The following is a 20847-nucleotide window of genomic DNA, read 5'->3' on the forward strand; positions in this document are numbered from 1 at the left end:
GCGAATTGCTCCCGCCACCCGCTGTCATCGCACGGGGAAAGGCGGGGACCATGCTGGACGGGGAGAAGTGGCGGCCGGTCGCGCACCATGCTTCGCATGCGCACCTCATCCGCTCGGATTGGCCTGAGAACTATCAGCGTTCGGTCTCTGCGGTCGTCGTGCCCGCGAGTAGGCCGAGCTGGAACCTGGGGCCCGCGGTACGGCTGGCCGAGGAACTCGGCTGCCCTCTGGTCGTGGCGTGCAGCGCCCGGGCCGAGGTCGGCGAGGTCGCGCTCGAGCTGGACCGATGGCAGGGCGTGGCCTTCCGGATCGGCGCCGAGCCGCCCGTTGCCGTGCGCCGGTTGCGCACCCGGCAGCTGGCGCTCGAGACTCCGGCCGACGACCCACGCGTGCCCCGGGCCCGCCGGGAGCCGGCCGGTGACCGGACCGGCCGGGCCGTGCTGACCCGGGGCCTACTGACCCGGGCCCGAGCAGTACCCGACGGGGCACGGAGCCAGGCGCCCTATGTGGACGTCTCGACCAAGCGCAATGTCGCGCTGCTGTTGGCCCGGCAGCTCGGCTGGCGCCGGTTGTTGTTCCTGGACGACGATATTCAGCCACCGCCGGCCCGGGAGATCCTGCGGGCCTCGGCGATGCTCGGGCCTTCCGGCGCTTCGATGGCCAGCTGGCCGGCGCAGGAGTTCCCCGACAACTCGGTGGTCTGCCACGCCCGGCGCGTGGTCGGTCTGGAACAGGGCACGTTCCTCGCCGGCGGCTGTCTGCTCGTCGACCTCACCCGCACGCTGCCGTACTTCCCCGGGGTCTACAACGAGGACTGGCTGTTCTGCTGGGAGGCCGTGCGCGACCGTCGCATGGCCATGCCCGGCAGCGTCGATCAGATCCCGTACAACCCGTTCGACCCGCGCCGCGCGACCCGGGAGGAGTTCGGCGACGTGCTGGGGGAAGGACTCTTCGCGCTGCTGCACCGTTCGCCCGCCGAGGTCCTGCTGGGGCTGGCCGGTCAGGGCCCGGACGCCGGGCGGGCCCGCCTGGTCGAGCCTGCCCGCTACCGGGGCTACTGGTCGCAGGTGCTCGCCGGGCGGCACGCGATGCTGGCCGAGGTGACAGGTCGGCTCGAGGCCCGGGCGGCCACCGACCCGGAGGCGGCGGTGCAGTTGCGGGCCGTGCGCGCAGGGCAGGAGCGACTGAACCTGATCACGCCGTACGAGCTGGCCGAGTTCGTCGCGCTCTGGCTGCAGGACCTGCAGACCTGGCGGTACGAGCTGGCCCAGCTGCACCGGCAGGAGACCTTCAAGGGGGCGTTCAATCAGCTCGGTATCGACGAGTTCCAGAGGGTGGGGGTCATGTAGATCAAGAAGGGGGCGGTAGTGCACCGGCCTGGATCGCGACCATCACCGCCCGGGTCCGGTCGTCGACGCCCAGCTTGGCGAAAACCCTGAGCAGATGGGTCTTCACGGTGGCCTCGCCGATGAACAGCTCACGCGCGATCTGGACGTTGGACAGGCCCCGCGCCACCGCCCGCAAGACCTCGACCTCACGCGGCGTCAGCGGGTTCGCCGGGGTCGGTGCCGGTGGGGTGCGCAGACGGGAGACCAGTCGCGCGGCGACCGGTGGGGCCAGTACGGTCTCGCCGCGGGCGGCGGCGCGCACCGCGTCCACCAGCACGGGGCGGGGTGTGTCCTTCAGCAGGTAGCCGGTGGCCCCCGCCTCGACCGCGTGCACGATGTCGTCGTCCGTGTCGTAGGTGGTGAGCACCAGTACCCGGGTCTGCGGCAGGGTGGAGGTGATGGTGCGGGTGGCGCCGACGCCGTCCAGTCCGGGCATCCGCAGATCCATGAGCACCACGTCCGGGCGCAGCGCGGTGGCCCGGGAGACGGCCTCGACGCCGTCACCGGCCTCGCCCACGATCGTCATGTCGGGCTCCACCTCGAGCAGACCGGCCAGGCCGGAACGAACGATCGGATGGTCGTCCGCCACCAGGATCCGGATCACCCGGTCACGTCCCTCGGTACCCGTACGGTGATCGTCGTGCCCCGGCCGGGGGTGCTGGCCACCTCGAGGCCGCCACCGCCCGCCCGGGCCCGGTCACGCATCCCCGTGAGCCCGAAACCGCGTGGTGCCACCTCGTCCTCCATCGTGAAACCCTTGCCGTCGTCCGAAATCTCGATCATCGCGTGCTGCGCCGTACCGATCAGTCGCACCGAGACCGAACGGGCACCCGCATGTCGCCGCACGTTCGCCAGGCCCTCCTGGGTGGCGCGCAGCAGCACCACCTCACGATCCCGGGTGAGACCGGTCAGGTCGCCCGTCACCGAGACGTCAGTAGCGATCCCGGTCTCCGGCCCGAACCGGCCGGCGAGCCGGCGTACCGCGTCGGCCAGGGTGCTTCCGTCCAGCCCGACCGGGGAAAAGGCGGCAACCAGAGATCTTGCCTCGCCGAGGTTTTCGCGAGCGACCGACTCGATCAGAGCGAGCTTTCCGTCGAGTGCCGAACCTTCCCCGGGCAGTGCCGCCCGGGCCACCTGCGCGAGCATCACGATGCTCGTGAAGCCCTGGGCCAGGGTGTCGTGGATCTCCCGGGCCAGTCGTTCACGCTCGGCCTGCACACCCTGGGTGTGGTGCGCGCGCCCGAGCTCCGCCCGGGTCTGCTCGAGTTGCTCGATCAGCTGCGACCTTTCGGCCGACTGATCGATCACACCCTGGATCCAGAGGCCGAACGCGCCGGAGAACACGGTGCTCAGCACCATGATCGGGAGCGTGTGGCCGGCGTTCTCCGCGGTCCAGCCACCCCCGGTCATGAAGCCGAGCGTGGCGGCCAGCCCGAGCAGGCCGGTCAGGACCACGCCGGTCCGATGGTCCGGCGAGAACAACCACACCTGCGGGAACACGATGCACAGCAGCAGGGCCAGTGACGAGTCCGTGCCGCACGCCACCCCGGTCGCGAGGATCACGGTCAGCAGATAGGCGATCTCGGGTCGCCCGCGGCCCGGCACGTGCATGTCGGGGCGGAACGTGAGGAAGGCCAGCACGATCGCCGCGATGCACACCAGGGCGAGGTTTCGTTGCGCCGCGCTCAGATCGGTGGCGGTCACCAGGCGGATGACGGCCACCACCATGAAGGCCGCGAACCCCAGGCCCCACCCGCGGGCGAAACGGTTCCAGACGTGCGGCGCCGTGCTCACCGCGGGCCGGGTCGCTGCCAGCGGAAGGTCCGCAGGGCCAGTGCCGTCCCGATCACCAGCCATGCCGTCAGTATCAGGGCCGTCAGGCCGAGCTGCCAGGATCCGGAGACCTCGGCCCCGGCGAAGTCCGCGGGCAGGAACACCGAGCGCATGCCCTGGGCCAGCCAGCGCAGCGGGAAGAGCGAGCCGAGCGTCTGCATCCAGCCCGGGAGATCGGTGAACACGAAGAACACCCCGGAGACGAACTGCAGCACGATCACCACCGGGGTGACCACCGCCGCCGCACTCTTCGACGAGCGGGCGAGCGACGAGTAGGCGATGCCCAGCACCGTACCGGCGCTGGTCCCGAGCACGAAGACCCAGGCGAACCGCAGCCACAGCATCGGGTCGGTGGGGAGCTCGAGGTGGAACAGCAGGGCCCCGACGGCCAGCAGGATCGCGGTCTGCAGCACGCTGGTGACCAGGACCAGCCCGATCTTGCCGAGGAAATAGGCCATCGGCGGCATCGGGGTGCCCCGCAGGCGCTTGAGTGTGCCGTCGTCGCGCTCGACCGCGATCCCGATGGCCAGCGTCTGGAAGCTGGACAGGACGACACCGGACGCGATCATCCCGGCGGTGAAGTACTGGGTGAACGACACCCCGGGGGCCAGGTCGTCGTCGAAGACCGATCCGAACACGAACAGCAGGATCACCGGGAAGGAGAAGCTGAACACCACGGTCTCGCGCAGCCGGAAGAACTCCTTGAGCTCGAGCCCGGTACGCGCCAGACCCAGCGAAAGTGTGCTCGGCAGAGCGTCATTCATGGCCCGCTCCGATCATTCCGAGATAGATGTCCTCCAGGGTCGGGCGCAGCACCTGAAGATCCGGCACCTCGCCGTCGTACCGCTGCGACAGGTGCGCCACCGTGCTGGTCGGGGTATCGGTGAGCTCCTCGCCGTCCCGCCACACCACCCGGGCCTGCCGCCCCTGCCGCCCGCCCAGCTGGGCCGGCGTGTTCACCTCGATCAGCCGTCCGCCCACGATCACCCCGACCCGCCCGGCCAGCTGCTCGGCCTCGTCCAGGTAGTGCGTGGTCAGCAGGATCGTCGTGCCCTCGTCCCGCAGCAGCCGGATCAGTTCCCAGAACGAGCGCCGGGCCTGCGGGTCGAACCCCGTCGTCGGCTCGTCGAGGAACAGCAGATCGGGAGAACCGACGATGCCCAGCGCCACGTCCAGACGCCGCCGCTGCCCACCGGACAGGGCCCGCACCCGGGTGTTCCGCTTCGGCTCCAGACCCACGGCCTGGATCACCTCGTCCACGTCACGGGGTCGCGGGTAGTACCGGGCGAAGTGCCCGACCAGCTCACCGACACTCAGCTCGGCGTAGTCGTTCGAGGTCTGCAGCACGATGCCGATCCGGGCCCGCCAGGCCCGTCCGGCCTGCTGGGGGTCCTGCCCGAGCACACTGACCTCACCACCGTCGCGCTCGCGGAATCCCTCGAGGATCTCGGTCGTGGTGGTCTTGCCGGCCCCGTTGGGACCCAGCAGCGCGAAGATCTCCCCGGCCCGGACGTCGAGGTCGAGATCTCTCACCGCGACCAGGTCGCCGTAGCGTTTCGCCAGGCCGCGGACCCGGATGGGTAGGGAATCGGTATCCATGCCGTCATACTGGTTCCGAGAGTCGCCGCGTAGGGGCAACCAACGGGCTGACAGGCGTCCACCGGTCGGTGGACGCACCTGGCAGCGCAGCGGTGCAGACACCCCCGATGAGGTGCCGGTTCGACCCAAGGCCTCATCGATGCGTAGACTCTCGCCCGGGTGGTTGCGATCCGCCAGTCTGAGGCGCACCGATGGTGTGCTGACTGGAAGTGAGCTTCTATTCGTAGGGCAGTGGCGCAATTGGTAGCGCACCGGTCTCCAAAACCGGCGGTTGTGGGTTCGAGTCCCTCCTGCCCTGCGGGATGTGTTCGTGGCAACAGGATGTGCCACGAGGCCGACAAGGGCCCGTATCGACAGGTTCGATGCGGGCCGCGACCACGGGCCGACCTAGATCCACGCCTCGGCGCTGGCTCGGGCGGACCCGGGCCTGACAACGGGGCCTAGACAACCAGGTGAGGACCGTGAGCAGCACGTCATCGACGAAGAAGCGCAGGGGCGGGCCGTTGCTCTTCCTGCGGCAGGTCGTGGCCGAGCTGCGGAAGGTTGTCCGGCCGACCCGGAACGAACTGATCACCTACACGTCTGTAGTGCTGGTCTTCGTCATGGCCGTGATGCTGTACGTGTCGGCGCTGGACTTCGGCTTCGGCAAGTTCGTGCTCTGGGCGTTCGGCGGCGGCAGCTAAGTCGCCTCCAGGCCGGCTCCCGTAGAGGATCGCAAGATCGAACGTGAGCGTTGAGAGCGGGCCTGACCTGAACGTGACCAGGCCGAAGGTACGAAGGGAAGCAGGACAAAGCGTGTCCGAGAACACCTCGCAAGTCACCGAGGAGAAGATCGACCTCGCCGCCAAGGCAGCTGAGGCCGATTCCGACGCCGCCGCCACCGATGAGGTGGCGGACGCCCTCGAGCAGGACGAGCTCACCTCGGCCGACGAAGCTGACGAGACCGACCGGTCGGACGAGGCCGATGAGACCGACGAGACCCCGACCGCCGGTGCGGACGACGAGCCCGCTGTCGACCCGGTCGAGGAGTTCAAGGCCGGTCTGCGCCGCGCCCCGGGCGACTGGTACGTGATCCACTCTTACGCGGGTTACGAGAACCGGGTCAAGGCCAACCTCGAGAACCGCACCACGAGCCTCAACATGGAGGATTACATCTTCCAGGTCGAGGTCCCGATGGAAGACGTCACCGAGATCAAGAACGGTCAGCGCAAGCAGGTCCGCCGGGTGCGCATTCCCGGTTACGTCCTGGTGCGCATGGACCTCACCGACGAGTCCTGGGGCGCCGTCCGGCACACCCCGGGCGTCACCGGTTTCGTCGGGCACACGCACCAGCCGGTGCCGTTGAGCCTGAACGAGGTGTTCTCGATGCTCGCCCCGGCCCTGGAGCCGACGGAGAACGCGGGCACCAGCAAGAGCTCCGGCAAGTCTGAGGTGAAGGTCGTCGACTTCGAGGTCGGCGAGACCGTCACCGTGATGGAAGGGCCGTTCGAGACCCTGCCGGCCACCATCTCCGAGATCAACGCCGACGCCCAGAAGCTCAAGGTGCTGGTCTCGATCTTCGGTCGGGAGACTCCGGTCGAACTGTCGTTCGCCGACGTCTCCAAGATCTGATCGCACCTAAACACCCGGAAAAAAGGAACAGCGTCATGCCCCCCAAGAAGAAGGCCAAGGTCTCAGCTCTGATCAAGCTGCAGATCAATGCTGGCCAGGCCACTCCCGCCCCGCCGATCGGCCCTGCGCTCGGTCAGCACGGCGTGAACATCATGGAGTTCTGCAAGGCGTACAACGCCAAGACCGAAGGCCAGCGCGGCAGCGTGGTGCCGGTGGAGATCACGGTCTACGAAGACCGTTCCTTCACCTTCATCACCAAGACCCCGCCGGCCTCCGAGCTGATCAAGAAGGCTGCGGGCGTTCCCAAGGGCTCCGGCGAGCCCCACAAGACCAAGGTCGGCACGCTCACCGCCGCCCAGATCCGGGAGATCGCCCAGACCAAGCTCGAGGATCTGAACGCCGCCGATCTGGACAACGCGTCCCGGATCATCGCCGGCACCGCCCGCTCGATGGGCATCACGGTCCAGGGCTGAGTCCCTCCCCGTACTGAACTTTTTTCACAGCACCGCGTGGCAGGGCCCAGCGCGGCCCGTCGACCACAACCTCTCCAGGAGGAGAACCATGAAGCGCAGCAAGTCCTACCGCGCAGCGGCGGAGAAGATCGACAGCTCCGAGCTGTACTCCCCGCTTGACGCGGTCAAGCTGGCCAAGGAGACGTCGAACACCAAGTACGACGCCACCGTCGAGGTCGCATTCCGCCTGGGTGTCGACCCGCGTAAGGCCGACCAGATGGTCCGCGGCACCGTGAACCTGCCGAACGGCACCGGCAAGACCGTCCGGGTGCTGGTCTTCGCCACCGGTGACCGTGCCGCGCAGGCCGAGGCCGCGGGCGCCGACATCGTCGGCTCCGACGACCTGATCACGAAGATCCAGGGCGGCTTCCTCGACTTCGACGCCGTCGTCGCCACTCCCGACCTGATGGGCAAGGTCGGGCGTCTGGGTAAGGTGCTGGGCCCGCGTGGCCTGATGCCGAACCCGAAGACCGGCACGGTGACGATGGATGTCGCCAAGGCGGTCGAGGAGATCAAGGGCGGAAAGATCGAGTTCCGCACCGACAAGCACGCCAACCTGCACTTCATCATCGGGAAGACCTCGTTCACCGAGACCCAGCTGGTGCAGAACTACGCGGCCGCGATCGACGAGGTCATGCGCCTCAAGCCGTCCGCCGCGAAGGGTCGCTACTTGAAGAAGGCGACCATGACCACCACCATGGGCCCGGGCATCCCGGTCGACCCGACCCAGGTGCGTGTGCTGGTCGAAGACCAGGCCTGAGCCTGTTCCGCACCGGCACGAACCCGGGCGCCTGACGCCCGGGGCGACCACCTGATGAACGGCCCCGTTCGCACTGTGCGAGCGGGGCCGTTCTCATGATCACTAAAGCGCATCATCGCCGTCTGGCAGGGGCAATTTCTACTGATCCGCAAGGTAGGGTTAATGGGCGCGGCGCCAAACGGGGTACCCCGTATGTGGTGAGGGTCCAGCAGCCGGGCCCCAGCGCCGTTTGCTGTGCACAAAAAGTGTGGGGCGGAGGCCCGGTGTACGAAACTGAACGACTGGAAGAACCGGCGGCACGCTCGGAGAGCAGGCTGCTGCTCGTCGAGGACGACGACGGTGACGCGCTGATCGTCGAGGATCTCCTGGACCTTGCCGGCAGCGACTTCGAGATCGTTCGCGCCCGCAGTCTCAAGCAGGCCCGCGACCTCCTGCGTCGCAACCGCTTCGGCTGCGTCCTGCTCGACCTCGGCCTGCCCGACGGGCAGGGCCTCGACGTCGTGCACGCCTTGCTCGACGAGGCCTCCGACGTCGCGGTCATCTGTTTCACCGGCCTGGACGACGAGCGCTCGGGGGCCGCCGCGGTCGCCGCCGGCGCTCAGGACTACCTGGTCAAGGGCCAGGTCGACGGTGAGCTGCTGAGCCGGGCGATCCGTTATGCGATGGAGCGCCGCCGGGCCGAGGAGCAGTCCCGTCAGCTCTACGCCAGCGAGGTGCGGGCCGGGGAGTACGCCCGTCTGGAACGTGGCCTGCTGCCGCTCACCCAGACCCGCGACCCCGCCCTCGGCGTCACCGCCCGCTACCGCCCACAGGCCGGTGACCTGCTCGGAGCCGACTTCTACGACGTGGTCGAGGCTCCCGACGGCCGGGTCTTCGTGCTGATCGGCGGCGTCGCCGGGCACGGACCGGAAGAGGCCGCGCTCGGGGTCAGCCTGCGGGTCGCCTGGCGGGCCCTGGTGATGGCCGGGGTGGACCCGAACCGTCTGCTGCCGGTGCTGGAAGACGTGCTGATCCGTGAGCGGCGCTCGGACGAGATCTTCGTGCAGGCCACGCTCTGCGTGATCGACGCCGACCGGCTCACCGCGCACCTGTGGCTCGCCGCCCACCTGCCGCCGGTCCTGCTCGACCCGGTGCCCACGCCGCTGCCGGGTGACCCGGCCAGCCTGGCGCTCGGCCTGCTCCCGCCCGGTGCCTGGCGGGGCCGCAAGATCACCCTGCCCACCCGGTGGCGGCTGCTCTTCTACACCGACGGTCTGGTCGAGGGCTCTCGCGGCCACGGTATGCCGCACGAACTGGGTGTGCCCGGTCTGCTCGACCTGGCCCGGTCCAGCCGCGTGATCAGTGACGACGGTGCCGACGTGGTGGACGACCTGCTCGATCGGGTGCAGGGTGCGCACGGGGGAGAGCTACCCGACGATGTCGCGGTGATCGCCGTGCAGTGGCCCCGAGAATTCCAGTGACGAGAGACTTTCAGTGACACAGACGCAGTCCGTGGCCGGCGACACCCTGTGGGAGCGGATCCGGCAGCCCCGGGTCTGGGGTGTCCACGGCCGCATCGCCGCCGCCCTGGTCGTGGTGGTGGCGCTACTCACCGGGGTGGTCACCGCGGCTGTGGTGACCCTGCTGGAGACCCGGCAGGTGCAGCGTGAGGTGGTCCGGGACTATTACGACGGGCTGCGTTCGTCGCAGAACTACTTCATCGCGATGCTCGACTCGGAGACCGCGATCCGCGGTTACGCGCTGACCCACGACAAGTCCGCGCTGGACCCGCTGAACGACTCGGGCCAGCCCTGGGACCATCCGGTCTCCGGCAACCTGGACACGGTGCTGCCCGACACCAGCGTGGTGCCGAAGATGCAGGAGGCCGAGAAGGCCGCCCAGGTCTGGTACTACGAGTGGGCCGCCCCGACGATCCAGTCGCTCGAGGACGGCGCGGACCTCACCGAGGCCGACTTCACCGAAGGGCGTCAGCTCTTCGACGTCTTCCGGGCCCGCTACACCGAGGCCATCAATATCCTGCGCCCGGAGCGGGAGAAGGCCGCCGACCATCTGGGCGAGGTGACCAACCTGGGCTTCGCCATCGGCGTGCTCAGCGCGATCATCTGCCTGGTCGCCGGCGTGGTGCTGTGGATCCTGATGCGGCGCTGGGTGAGCCGGCCGGTGGCGTTCCTGGCCGGTGAGGCCCGGATCGTGGCCAACGGTGAGCTGAGCCATCAGGTCATCGGCATCGGCCCTCCGGAGTTCGTGCAGCTGGGTGCCGATGTCGAGATGATGCGCCACCGGCTGATCAGCGAGGTCGAGAAGGCCGAACAGGCCCGGCGCGAGACGCTGCAGGCCCGGACGATCCTCGAGGAGCAGACGCAGGAGCTGCAGCGGTCGAACCGGGAGCTCGAGCAGTTCGCCTACGTCGCCTCGCACGACCTGCAGGAGCCGCTGCGCAAGGTGGCGAGCTTCTGCCAGATGCTGCAGCGGCGGTATGGCGGGCAGCTCGACGACCGGGCCGACCAGTACATCCACTTCGCGGTGGACGGGGCCAAGCGCATGCAGCAGCTGATCAACGACCTGCTGGAGTTCTCCCGGGTGGGCCGGCTCAGCACGCCCTCCGCAGACGTGGACCTGTCCGAGTGCCTGGCGAACGCACTGCTGAACCTGGAGACGGCCAAGGAGGAGTCGGCGGCCGAGGTCACCGCCGACGATCTGCCGGTGGTGCACGGTGAGGCGCCGCTCCTGACCCAGGTGCTGCAGAACCTGATCGGCAACGCGATCAAGTTCCGGGCCGGCGCGGCTCCCCGGATCCGGATCACCACCCGCCGGGACGGCGATTTCTGGGAGTTCACCTGCACCGACAACGGCATCGGCATCGAGCAGGAGTACGCCGACCGGGTCTTCCTGATCTTCCAGCGCCTGCACGCCAAGGAGGCCTACGGGGGCACCGGCATCGGGCTGGCCATGTGCAAGAAGATCATCGAGTACCACGGCGGGAAGATCTGGGTCGAGCCCCCGGCCGCCGACGCGGTACCGGAGCCCCGGGACGGTGTCTGGGAGCCCGGCCAGGACGGTCCGGGTACCACCATCCGCTGGACCCTGCCGGTCAACTCCGACCTGAAGGTGCTGGAGTCCGAGCCCACGGTGAAGGTGATGCGGTGATAGCGATCCTGCTGGTCGAGGACGACCCGGGCGATGTCCTGATGACGCGGGAGGCCCTGGAGGGCACCGGTCTCGCCAGCCGGCTGAACGTGGTGGGGGACGGGGCGCAGGCCCTGGACTTCCTCTACAAGCGCGGCGAGTACACCGACGCGCCGACACCCGACCTGATCCTGCTCGACCTGAATCTGCCCAAGGTGCACGGCCGCGAGGTGCTGGCCCAGGTCAAGGACGACCCGCAGCTGCGGCAGATCCCGGTGGTGGTGCTGACCACCTCGGAGGCTGAGGAAGACGTGCTGCACAGCTACGACCTGCACGCCAACGCCTACGTGACCAAGCCGGTGGACTTCGAGCAGTTCGTGAAGGTGGTGCGTCACATCGACGACTTCTTCGTGAGCATCGTCCGGCTGCCCCGGCGCTGAATTTTGTTCTGGGCGCTCTTCACCCGTACTCTTGACGTAGCCAAAGATCGCCGGTCGCCGTCCTCTACCGAGTTCGGCCTAAGGTCCCGCCATTGCGTGGGCGACCTGCGTAGGTGTCCGGATTGGCTTTGATTGCTCCGCCCCTGATGGGTGGAAGACTTCCAACGCCCCGTGCATCTGCGCGGGGCGTTTCGCACGTCTGGGGCCGTGACCGCACCGGCAACAGAAGTGAAGGAGTCCCATGGCACGGGCAGACAAGGCTGCGACGATCGCAGAACTCACCGAGAAGTTCCGCGGTTCCAACGCCGCGGTCCTGACCGAGTACCGAGGACTGACCGTCTCCCAGCTCACGCAGCTGCGTAAGAGCATCGCGGAGCACGCGACCTACACGGTCACCAAGAACACGCTGACGAAGCTGGCTGCGCAGAACGCCGGCGTCACGGCGTTCGACGGCGAGCTGGCCGGTCCGAGCGCGGTTGCGTTCGTCACCGGTGACGCGGTCGAGGTGGCCAAGAGCCTGCGTGACTTCTCGAAGGCGAACCCGGCGCTGGTCGTCAAGGGCGGTTTCCTTGACGGCAACCCGCTGACCGCCGACGAGGTGCGCAAGCTCGCCGACCTGGAGTCCCGCGAGGTGCTGCTGGCCAAGATGGCCGGCGCGATGAAGGCGTCCCTCACCAAGGCCGCCGTCCTCTTCAACGCCCCGCTCTCCAAGACGGTCCGGACTGTCGACGCCCTCCGGGCGAAGCAGGCCGAAGGCGCTCCCGCAGCTGCCGAGAGCGAGACCGCGGCCGAGACCGTGGAGGCCTGACCTCAGGTCAGTCCCGCACCACCTGATTCATCTGGATCCTGCGCAGCAGATCCACTTCTCCAGACCTCGTTGCGGAGCATGTCTCGCAACGCAGTACCGAAAGGGATAGCCACCATGGCGAAGCTCAGCACCGACGAACTGCTCGACGCCTTCAAGGAACTGACCCTGATCGAGCTCTCCGAGTTCGTGAAGGCGTTCGAGGAGACCTTCGACGTCACCGCCGCCGCCCCGGTTGCCGTGGCCGCCGCCGGTGGCGCCGCTCCGGCCGAGGCCGCTGTGGAGCAGGACGAGTTCGACGTCATCCTCGAGGCCGCCGGTGACAAGAAGATCCAGGTCATCAAGGAGGTCCGTGGCCTCACGAGCCTGGGTCTGAAGGAAGCCAAGGACCTGGTCGACGGCGCCCCGAAGGCCGTCCTCGAGAAGGTCGCCAAGGACGCTGCGGAGAAGGCCAAGGCTGCCCTCGAGGGCGCCGGCGCCACCGTCACCCTGAAGTGATCTCCGCCCGGCGCACCGCCGGGCATGCTCCACGGTTCCCCGTACCGCCCGGCGGTGCGGGGAACCGCTGCTTTGGGATGATTCACATTGCACCGGTCGTCGCGCACCGGTCGTCGTCCCGTACTCCTCGAAGCTCTGGGTCCGCCCTGTCACCCGATCGGCCGAACGGCCAGGTAGCAGGCTCGTTCCTCCGGATGATGTGGCTCTGCACCGTTCGTGGTCCGCGAGTGTGACCGGAAGTCGACGCAAAGTCGGCACACCGGTCACCGGAATGTCGCGGCGCGTGGGGTTGACGCTGGTCTGAGCGCTTGTCATGCTCTTTCTGCAAGCACCGCCGTAGAGCGTGAAGATGCAGGTGAGCCGGGCTACGCCCATCGTCTGCGCCAGGCTCTGAACGGCGACGTGCTGAGTTGCCAGCACCGGCTGAAATGCCGGTTAGACAGTCCTGGCCATTTTCCGGTAGGGTGAGCCTTTGCGCTGACCTCTGCCCTCCAAGCGTCGATTCGCGGGAGAATCCAGAGCGCGCGCACGTTACGCCCGCAGGCCCGTGGAAGGACCCCTCTTGGCTGCCTCGCGCACCGCGTTCAATGGCTCGACTAGCCCGTCCGGCCGTATCTCTTTCGCCAAGATCCATGAACCGCTTGAGGTTCCCAACCTCCTGGCATTGCAGACCGACGCATTCGACTGGCTGCTCGGCAACAACAAGTGGCAGGCACGGGTGCAGGCCGCCGTCGACGGTGGCCGCCAGGATGTGCCCATCACCTCTGGTCTTGAGGAGATCTTCGAAGAGATCTCCCCGATCGAGGACTTCTCCGGATCGATGAGTCTGTCGTTCCGTGACCACCGCTTCGAACCGCCCAAGTACTCGATCGACGAGTGCAAGGAGCGGGACATGACGTACTCGGCCCCGTTGTTCGTGACGGCCGAGTTCATGAACACCACCACCGGCGAGATCAAGAGCCAGACCGTGTTCATGGGCGATTTCCCGCTCATGACCGAGCGCGGCACGTTCGTGATCAACGGCACCGAGCGAGTCGTCGTCTCGCAGCTCGTGCGTTCGCCCGGTGTCTACTTCGAGCGCTCGATCGACAAGGCCTCGGACAAGGACATCTACACCGTCAAGGTGATCCCGTCGCGCGGTGCGTGGCTGGAGTTCGAGATCGACAAGCGCGACATGATCGGTGTCCGCATCGACCGTAAGCGCAAGCAGTCGGTCACGGTGCTGCTGAAGGCGCTGGGCTGGTCCGAGGCGCAGATCCTCGAGGAGTTCGGCGAGGTCGACTCGATCCGCCAGACGCTGGAGAAGGACCACACCGCCAGCACCGACGAGGCGCTGCTCGACATCTACCGCAAGCTGCGCCCGGGCGAGCCGCCGACCCGTGAGGCCGCGCAGACGCTTCTGGAGAACCTGTACTTCAACCCGAAGCGTTACGACCTCGCCAAGGTCGGCCGGTACAAGATCAACAAGAAGCTGGGCCTGAGCCAGCCGCTGACCGACAGCGTGCTGACGGTCGACGACATCATCGCGGCCATCCGCTTCCTGGTGACGCTGCACGCCGGCGGCACCTCGATGCCGGGCACCAAGAACGGTGACCCGATCGACCTGGTGGTCGAGGTCGACGACATCGACCACTTCGGCAACCGGCGTCTGCGTACGGTCGGTGAGCTCATCCAGAACCAGGTCCGTACCGGCCTGTCCCGGATGGAGCGCGTCGTCCGGGAGCGGATGACGACCCAGGACGTCGAGGCGATCACGCCGCAGACCCTGATCAACATCCGCCCCGTGGTGGCGTCGATCAAGGAATTCTTCGGCACCTCGCAGCTGTCGCAGTTCATGGACCAGAACAACCCGCTGGCCGGCCTGACCCACAAGCGTCGTCTCTCGGCGCTGGGCCCGGGTGGTCTGTCCCGTGAGCGGGCCGGGTTCGAGGTCCGTGACGTGCACCCCTCGCACTACGGCCGGATGTGCCCGATCGAGACCCCGGAAGGCCCGAACATCGGCCTGATCGGCTCGCTCGCCACCTACGCGCGGATCAACCCGTTCGGCTTCGTCGAGACCCCGTACCGCCGGGTCGAGAACGGCCAGGTCCTCACGGACATCGACTACCTGACGGCCGACGAGGAAGACCACGTCATCGTCGCGCAGGCCAACGCTCCTCTGACCGAGGACTGGCGTTTCGTCGAGGACGGCGTCCTGGCTCGGTCGAAGGGTGGCGAGGCCGAGCTGGTCCCCGCCGCCGAGATCGACTACATGGACGTCTCGGCCCGGCAGATGGTGTCCGTCGCCACCGCGCTGATCCCGTTCCTCGAGCACGACGACGCCAACCGCGCGCTGATGGGCTCCAACATGCAGCGGCAGGCGGTGCCGCTGGTGAAGTCCGAGGCTCCGCTGGTCGGTACCGGCATGGAGTTCCGGGCCGCGGTCGACGCCGGGGACGTGGTGGTCGCGCACACCGCCGGAGTGGTCACCGAGGTGTCGGCCGAGGCCGTCACCACGATGAACGACGACGGCACGCACACCACCTACAAGATCGCCAAGTTCCGCCGCTCCAACCAGGGCACGTCCTACAACCAGCGCGTGCTGGTGGACGAGGGCCAGCGTCTGGAGGTCGGCTCGGTCATCGCCGACGGCCCGGCCACCGACCTCGGTGAGATGGCGCTCGGCAAGAACCTGCTGGTCGCGTTCATGTCCTGGGAAGGGCACAACTACGAGGACGCGATCATCCTCTCCCAGCGTCTGGTGCAGGACGACGTCCTCTCCTCGATCCACATCGAGGAGCACGAGGTCGACGCCCGCGACACCAAGCTGGGTCCGGAAGAGATCACCCGGGACATCCCGAACGTGGCCGAGGAGGTCCTCGCCGACCTCGACGAGCGCGGCATCATCCGGATCGGTGCCGAGGTCGTCCCCGGCGACATCCTGGTCGGCAAGGTCACGCCCAAGGGTGAGACCGAGCTGACGCCGGAGGAGCGGCTGCTGCGCGCGATCTTCGGTGAGAAGGCGCGCGAGGTCCGTGACACCTCCCTGAAGGTGCCCCACGGTGAGATCGGCACGGTCATCGGCGTCAAGGTCTTCGACCGCGAGGACGGCGACGAGCTGCCCCCGGGCGTCAACCAGCTGGTGCGCGTGTACGTGGCGCAGAAGCGCAAGATCACCGATGGTGACAAGCTGGCCGGCCGTCACGGCAACAAGGGCGTCATCTCCAAGATCCTGCCGGTCGAGGACATGCCGTTCCTCGAGGACGGCACGCCGGTCGACATCGTGCTCAACCCTCTGGGTGTGCCGAGCCGGATGAACGTCGGCCAGGTGCTGGAGACGCACCTGGGCTGGGTGGCCTCGCGGGGCTGGGAGATCGAGGGCGAGCCCGCCTGGGCCAAGCTCATCTCCGAGGACCGTCGCCAGGCTCCGCCGAACACCCGGGTCGCCTCCCCGGTCTTCGACGGTGTGCGGGAGGAGGAGATCATCGGTCTCCTCGACTCCACCCGGAAGACGCGTGACGGCGTCCGTCTGATCGACGGCACCGGCAAGGCGACCATCTTCGACGGCCGTACCGGCGAGAAGCTGCCGATGCCCGTCTCGGTCGGTTACATGTACATCCTGAAGCTGCACCACCTGGTGGACGACAAGATCCACGCCCGCTCCACCGGTCCGTACTCGATGATCACGCAGCAGCCGCTGGGTGGTAAGGCGCAGTTCGGTGGTCAGCGCTTCGGCGAGATGGAGGTGTGGGCCCTCGAGGCCTACGGCGCCTCCTACGCCCTGCAGGAACTGCTGACGATCAAGTCCGACGACGTGGTGGGTCGCGTCAAGGTCTACGAGGCGATCGTCAAGGGCGAGAACATCCCGGAGCCCGGCATCCCGGAGTCGTTCAAGGTCCTCATCAAGGAAATGCAGTCGCTGTGCCTCAACGTGGAGGTGCTCTCCAGCGACGGCACCTCCATCGAGATGCGCGACTCGGACGAGGACGTGTTCCGCGCCGCCGAGGAACTGGGCATCGACCTGTCCCGTCGTGAGCCCAGCAGCGTCGAGGAAGTCTGAGCCGGAAGTAGCGCCGCGCGGCCCGCGTCAATCGGAAGGATGCGGGCCGCGCCGGCCTCCCGCTCACCACGGACTGAGAAGTCCGGTCAGTAAAAAATTAAGAACTACCCAGGAGAAAGCAGGCACGTCTTGCTGGACGTCAACTTCTTCGACGAACTGCGTATCGGCCTGGCCACCGCCGAAGACATCCGGCAGTGGTCGCACGGCGAGGTGAAGAAGCCGGAGACCATCAACTACCGCACGCTCAAGCCGGAGAAGGACGGACTCTTCTGCGAGAAGATCTTCGGTCCGACCCGGGACTGGGAGTGCTACTGCGGCAAGTACAAGCGCGTCCGCTTCAAGGGCATCATCTGTGAGCGCTGTGGCGTCGAGGTGACACGCGCCAAGGTGCGTCGTGAGCGCATGGGTCACATCGAGCTTGCCGCCCCGGTGACCCACATCTGGTACTTCAAGGGTGTCCCGAGCCGTCTGGGCTACCTGCTCGACCTGGCGCCGAAGGACCTCGAGAAGGTCATCTACTTCGCCGCTTACATGATCACCTGGGTGGACGACGAGTCCCGCCACCGTGACCTTCCCTCGATGGAAGCGAACATCGAGGTGGAGAAGAAGGAGATCGAGAACCGGCGCGACTCCGACGTCGAGGCGCGCGCCAAGCGTCTCGAGGGCGACCTCGCCGAGCTCGAGGCCGAGGGCGCCAAGGGCGACGTGCGCCGCAAGGTCAAGGAATCGGCCGAGCGCGAGATGTCGCAGCTGCGCAAGCGCGCCGACGCCGAGATCGACCGGATCCAGCAGGTCTGGGACCGCTTCAAGAACCTGAAGGTCCAGGACCTCGAGGGTGACGAAATCCTGTACCGCGAGATGCGGGACCGGTTCGGCATCTACTTCGAGGGTGGGATGGGCGCCGCCGCGATCCAGAAGCGGCTGGAGTCCTTCGACCTGAACGCCGAGGCCGAGAGCCTGCGCGAGACGATCGCGACCGGTAAGGGGCAGCGCAAGACCCGCGCCCTGAAGCGGCTCAAGGTGGTCTCCGCGTTCCTCACCACCAACAACTCGCCGCTCGGCATGGTGCTCGACTGCGTCCCGGTGATTCCGCCGGACCTGCGGCCGATGGTTCAGCTCGACGGTGGCCGCTTCGCCACCTCCGACCTGAACGACCTGTACCGCCGCGTGATCAACCGGAACAACCGCCTCAAGCGTCTTCTCGACCTGGGTGCGCCGGAGATCATCGTCAACAACGAGAAGCGGATGCTGCAGGAGGCCGTCGACGCGCTGTTCGACAACGGCCGCCGCGGCCGGCCGGTGACCGGCCCGGGTAACCGCCCGCTGAAGTCGCTGTCCGACATGCTCAAGGGCAAGCAGGGTCGTTTCCGCCAGAACCTGCTGGGCAAGCGCGTCGACTACTCCGGCCGTTCGGTCATCGTCGTCGGCCCGCAGCTCAAGCTGCACCAGTGCGGTCTGCCCAAGCAGATGGCGCTCGAGCTGTTCAAGCCGTTCGTGATGAAGCGCCTGGTCGACCTGAACCACGCGCAGAACATCAAGTCGGCCAAGCGCATGGTCGAGCGGGCCCGCCCGGTCGTGTGGGACGTGCTCGAAGAGGTCATCTCCGAGCACCCCGTGCTGCTGAACCGTGCGCCCACCCTGCACCGTCTGGGTATTCAGGCGTTCGAGCCGCAGCTGGTCGAGGGCAAGGCCATCCAGATCCACCCGCTGGTCTGCTCGGCCTTCAACGCCGACTTCGACGGCGACCAGATGGCGGTGCACCTGCCGCTGTCCGCCGAGGCGCAGGCCGAGGCCCGCATCCTGATGCTGTCGAGCAACAACATCCTGAAGCCGGCTGACGGCCGCCCGGTGACCATGCCCACCCAGGACATGATCATCGGTCTGTACCACCTGACTCTCGACAATGACGAGAGCCCGGTCGGTGAGGGCCGTTCGTTCAGCTCCATCGCCGAGGCGATCATGGCCTTCGACGCGGGTCAGCTGCACCTGCAGGCGAAGATCAAGCTGCGCTTCGACGACATCGTGCCGCCGTCCGACTGGCAGGCGCCGGAGGGGTGGACCGCGGGCGACGCGGTCATTCTCGAGACCAGCCTGGGCCGGGCCCTGTTCAACCAGACCCTGCCGCCGGACTACTCGTTCGTCGACAAGGTGGTGGGCAAGAAGGAGCTCTCGGCGATCGTCAACGACCTCGCCGAGCGCTACCCGAAGGTCGCCGTGGCCGCGACGCTGGACGCCCTCAAGGCGGCCGGTTTCCACTGGGCCACCCGGTCCGGGGTCACGGTCTCGATCTCCGACGTCGTCACCCCGCCGCGCAAGGCCGAGATCCTCGACGGCTACGAGCAGCGTGCGGCGAAGGTGCAGTCGCAGTACCTGCGCGGTCTGATCACCGACGACGAGCGCCGTCAGGAGCTCATCGAGATCTGGACCAAGGCGACCAACGAGGTCGCCAAGGAGATGGAAGCCAACCTCCCGCGTACGAACTCCATCTACAAGATGGTGTCGTCCGGTGCTCGTGGTAACTGGATGCAGATGCGCCAGATCGCGGGTATGCGAGGCCTGGTCGCCAACCCCAAGGGCGAGATCATCCCGCGCCCGATCAAGGCGAACTTCCGCGAAGGTCTCTCCGTGGTCGAGTTCTTCATCTCGACCCACGGTGCCCGTAAGGGTCTGGCCGACACCGCCCTGCGTACCGCCGACTCGGGTTACCTGACCCGTCGTCTGGTGGACGTCTCGCAGGACGTGATCATCCGCGAGGAGGACTGCGGCACCGAGCGCGGTCTGGTCATGCCGATCGCCACGGAGACCCCGGACGGGGGCATCCGGGCTCACGACTCGGTCGAGAACAGCGTGTACGCGCGGTCCCTGGCCCAGGACGTGGTGGTGGACGGCGAGGTCGTGCTGACCGCCAACACCGACCTCGGCGACCCGAGCATCGAGCTGCTGCTGTCCAAGAACGTCCGTGAGGTCAAGGTGCGCTCCGTGCTCACCTGCGAGTCCAAGGTGGGCACCTGTGCCCGCTGCTACGGACGTTCGCTGGCCGCCGGTCACCTCGTGGACATCGGTGAGGCCGTCGGCATCATCGCGGCCCAGTCCATCGGTGAGCCGGGTACCCAGCTGACGATGCGTACCTTCCACACCGGTGGTGTCGCGGGTGAGGACATCACCCACGGTCTGCCGCGTGTGCAGGAGCTCTTCGAGGCCCGTACCCCGAAGGGTGTGGCCCCGATCTCCGAGGCCGCCGGCCGGGTGCGGATCGACGACACCGACCGCTCGCGCAAGCTCGTGGTGGTGCCGGACGACGGCTCCGAAGAGGTCGCCTACCCGGTGTCGAAGCGCTCCCGCCTCCTGATCGAGGACGGTCAGCAGGTCACGGTCGGCCAGAAGCTGATCATGGGTGCGATCGACCCCAAGCAGGTGCTGCGCATCCTCGGGCCGCGTGCGGTCCAGGTGCACCTGGTGGACGAGGTGCAGAATGTGTACCGCAGCCAGGGCGTGGGTATCCACGACAAGCACATCGAGGTGATCGTCCGCCAGATGCTGAAGCGGGTGACCATCATCGAGTCCGGTGACGCCGAGCTGCTGCCCGGTGAACTGGTCGAGCGGTCCCGGTTCGAGACCGAGAACCGTCGGGTGGTGTCCGAGGGCCTCCAGCCGGCCTCGGCCCGTCCGGACCTGATGGGTATCACCAAGGCGTCCCTGGCGACCGACTCGTGGCTGTCGGCGGCCTCCTTCCAGGAGACCACCCGCGTCCTCACGAACGCCGCCATGGAGGGCCGCAGCGACCCGCTGCTGGGCCTCAAGGAGAACGTCATCCTCGGTAAGCTCATCCCGGCGGGTACGGGTCTGCCCCGTTACCGCAACGTCCGGGTCGAGCCGACCGAGGAGGCGAAGGCCGCCATGTACGCGATGCCGGGCTACGAAGAGGTCGACTACGGCCACTTCGGTGTCGGCACCGGTCAGGCGGTCCCGCTGGAGGAGTTCGACCTCGGCCGGTACGACCGCTGAGGTAGCAGAACTGATGTCGATTCCCGGCCGTCTCCGTGCTCCGGTTCCTGCAGAGGAACAAAACCGGCGCGCGGGGCGGTTGGGGACCGTGGGTGTGGGGTGGGTCCGGCGTCCGGCTGGGCTCACCCGCCATCGAACTGATGAGACAGGGGAGAAGCCCCTGATCCGAGTGCGGGCCGTTTTGACGCTCGCGCGGGCCAGCGGGTAGCCTCACAGTTCGTGCCCGAGTTC

Annotated in this window: 16 protein-coding genes and 1 tRNA gene; 13 read left to right on the plus strand and 4 right to left on the minus strand. The window is 67.7% G+C overall.

Annotation, left to right across the window (positions count from 1 at the left end):
- Nucleotides 1–50: 50 nt before the first annotated feature.
- Nucleotides 51–1349, plus strand: a complete 1299-nt coding sequence (locus QSK05_RS05065) for a hypothetical protein (protein ID WP_285594381.1) — start codon at nt 51–53, stop codon at nt 1347–1349.
- 1 nt (nt 1350) lies between these two features.
- Here the strand turns inward: QSK05_RS05065 and QSK05_RS05070 are convergent, their stop codons facing one another.
- The 4 genes from QSK05_RS05070 to QSK05_RS05085 are packed head-to-tail and all read right to left on the minus strand — an operon-like array spanning nt 1351 to nt 4820.
- Complete coding sequence (locus tag QSK05_RS05070; protein ID WP_285594383.1) at nt 1351–1992, minus strand: response regulator; 642 nt, start codon at nt 1990–1992, stop codon at nt 1351–1353.
- Nucleotides 1989–3245, minus strand: a complete 1257-nt coding sequence (locus QSK05_RS05075) for a sensor histidine kinase (RefSeq protein WP_285594385.1) — start codon at nt 3243–3245, stop codon at nt 1989–1991. The genes QSK05_RS05070 and QSK05_RS05075 overlap by 4 nt, the downstream gene beginning before the upstream one ends.
- On the minus strand, nt 3179–3985 hold the full coding sequence (locus QSK05_RS05080) for an ABC transporter permease (RefSeq protein WP_285594387.1): 807 nt from the start codon (nt 3983–3985) through the stop codon (nt 3179–3181). The genes QSK05_RS05075 and QSK05_RS05080 overlap by 67 nt, the downstream gene beginning before the upstream one ends.
- Nucleotides 3978–4820 carry an ABC transporter ATP-binding protein gene (locus tag QSK05_RS05085; RefSeq protein WP_285594389.1) on the minus strand — a complete coding sequence of 281 codons (843 nt, stop codon included), beginning with the start codon at nt 4818–4820 and terminating at the stop codon, nt 3978–3980. Before QSK05_RS05085 ends, QSK05_RS05080 begins: the two co-directional genes overlap by 8 nt.
- Nucleotides 4821–5045: 225 nt before the next feature.
- Here QSK05_RS05085 and QSK05_RS05090 point away from each other — a divergent pair.
- The 12 genes from QSK05_RS05090 to QSK05_RS05145 all read left to right on the plus strand — a co-directional run bounded on the left by QSK05_RS05090 (nt 5046) and on the right by QSK05_RS05145 (nt 20616).
- Nucleotides 5046–5118: transfer RNA gene (locus tag QSK05_RS05090), tRNA-Trp, on the plus strand.
- 163 nt (nt 5119–5281) lie between these two features.
- Nucleotides 5282–5503, plus strand: a complete 222-nt coding sequence (gene secE, locus QSK05_RS05095; protein ID WP_285594391.1) for a preprotein translocase subunit SecE — start codon at nt 5282–5284, stop codon at nt 5501–5503.
- A 112-nt stretch (nt 5504–5615) separates the two neighbouring features.
- Nucleotides 5616–6431 (plus strand): transcription termination/antitermination protein NusG, encoded by an 816-nt coding sequence (nusG, locus tag QSK05_RS05100; protein WP_285594394.1) that lies wholly within the window; start codon nt 5616–5618, stop codon nt 6429–6431.
- A gap of 35 nt (nt 6432–6466) precedes the next feature.
- On the plus strand, nt 6467–6904 hold the full coding sequence (gene rplK, locus QSK05_RS05105) for a 50S ribosomal protein L11 (RefSeq protein WP_285594396.1): 438 nt from the start codon (nt 6467–6469) through the stop codon (nt 6902–6904).
- 88 nt (nt 6905–6992) lie between these two features.
- Nucleotides 6993–7703, plus strand: a complete 711-nt coding sequence (gene rplA / locus QSK05_RS05110) for a 50S ribosomal protein L1 (RefSeq protein ID WP_285594398.1) — start codon at nt 6993–6995, stop codon at nt 7701–7703.
- A gap of 263 nt (nt 7704–7966) precedes the next feature.
- Nucleotides 7967–9163 carry a PP2C family protein-serine/threonine phosphatase gene (locus QSK05_RS05115; protein WP_285594399.1) on the plus strand — a complete coding sequence of 399 codons (1197 nt, stop codon included), beginning with the start codon at nt 7967–7969 and terminating at the stop codon, nt 9161–9163.
- Between the two features lie 13 nt (nt 9164–9176).
- On the plus strand, nt 9177–10850 hold the full coding sequence (locus QSK05_RS05120; RefSeq protein WP_285594400.1) for an ATP-binding protein: 1674 nt from the start codon (nt 9177–9179) through the stop codon (nt 10848–10850).
- Complete coding sequence (locus tag QSK05_RS05125) at nt 10847–11269, plus strand: response regulator (RefSeq protein ID WP_285594401.1); 423 nt, start codon at nt 10847–10849, stop codon at nt 11267–11269. Before QSK05_RS05120 ends, QSK05_RS05125 begins: the two co-directional genes overlap by 4 nt.
- 241 nt (nt 11270–11510) lie before the next feature.
- The gene (gene rplJ / locus QSK05_RS05130) at nt 11511–12077 is read left to right on the plus strand and encodes a 50S ribosomal protein L10 (protein ID WP_231482817.1); all 567 of its coding nucleotides are present in this window, start codon (nt 11511–11513) and stop codon (nt 12075–12077) included.
- Nucleotides 12078–12191: 114 nt separating this feature from the next.
- Complete coding sequence (gene rplL / locus QSK05_RS05135; RefSeq protein ID WP_231482816.1) at nt 12192–12572, plus strand: 50S ribosomal protein L7/L12; 381 nt, start codon at nt 12192–12194, stop codon at nt 12570–12572.
- Nucleotides 12573–13134: 562 nt separating this feature from the next.
- Entirely contained in the window at nt 13135–16611 is a 3477-nt protein-coding gene (rpoB, locus tag QSK05_RS05140; RefSeq protein WP_352299975.1) for a DNA-directed RNA polymerase subunit beta, read from the plus strand.
- 129 nt (nt 16612–16740) lie between these two features.
- Entirely contained in the window at nt 16741–20616 is a 3876-nt protein-coding gene (locus tag QSK05_RS05145; protein WP_285594407.1) for a DNA-directed RNA polymerase subunit beta', read from the plus strand.
- The last annotated feature ends 231 nt before the right edge of the window (nt 20617–20847 follow it).

The sequence above is a fragment of the Kineosporia sp. NBRC 101731 genome (assembly GCF_030269305.1).
In the GTDB taxonomy this organism is placed as follows: Bacteria; Actinomycetota; Actinomycetes; order Actinomycetales; family Kineosporiaceae; genus Kineosporia.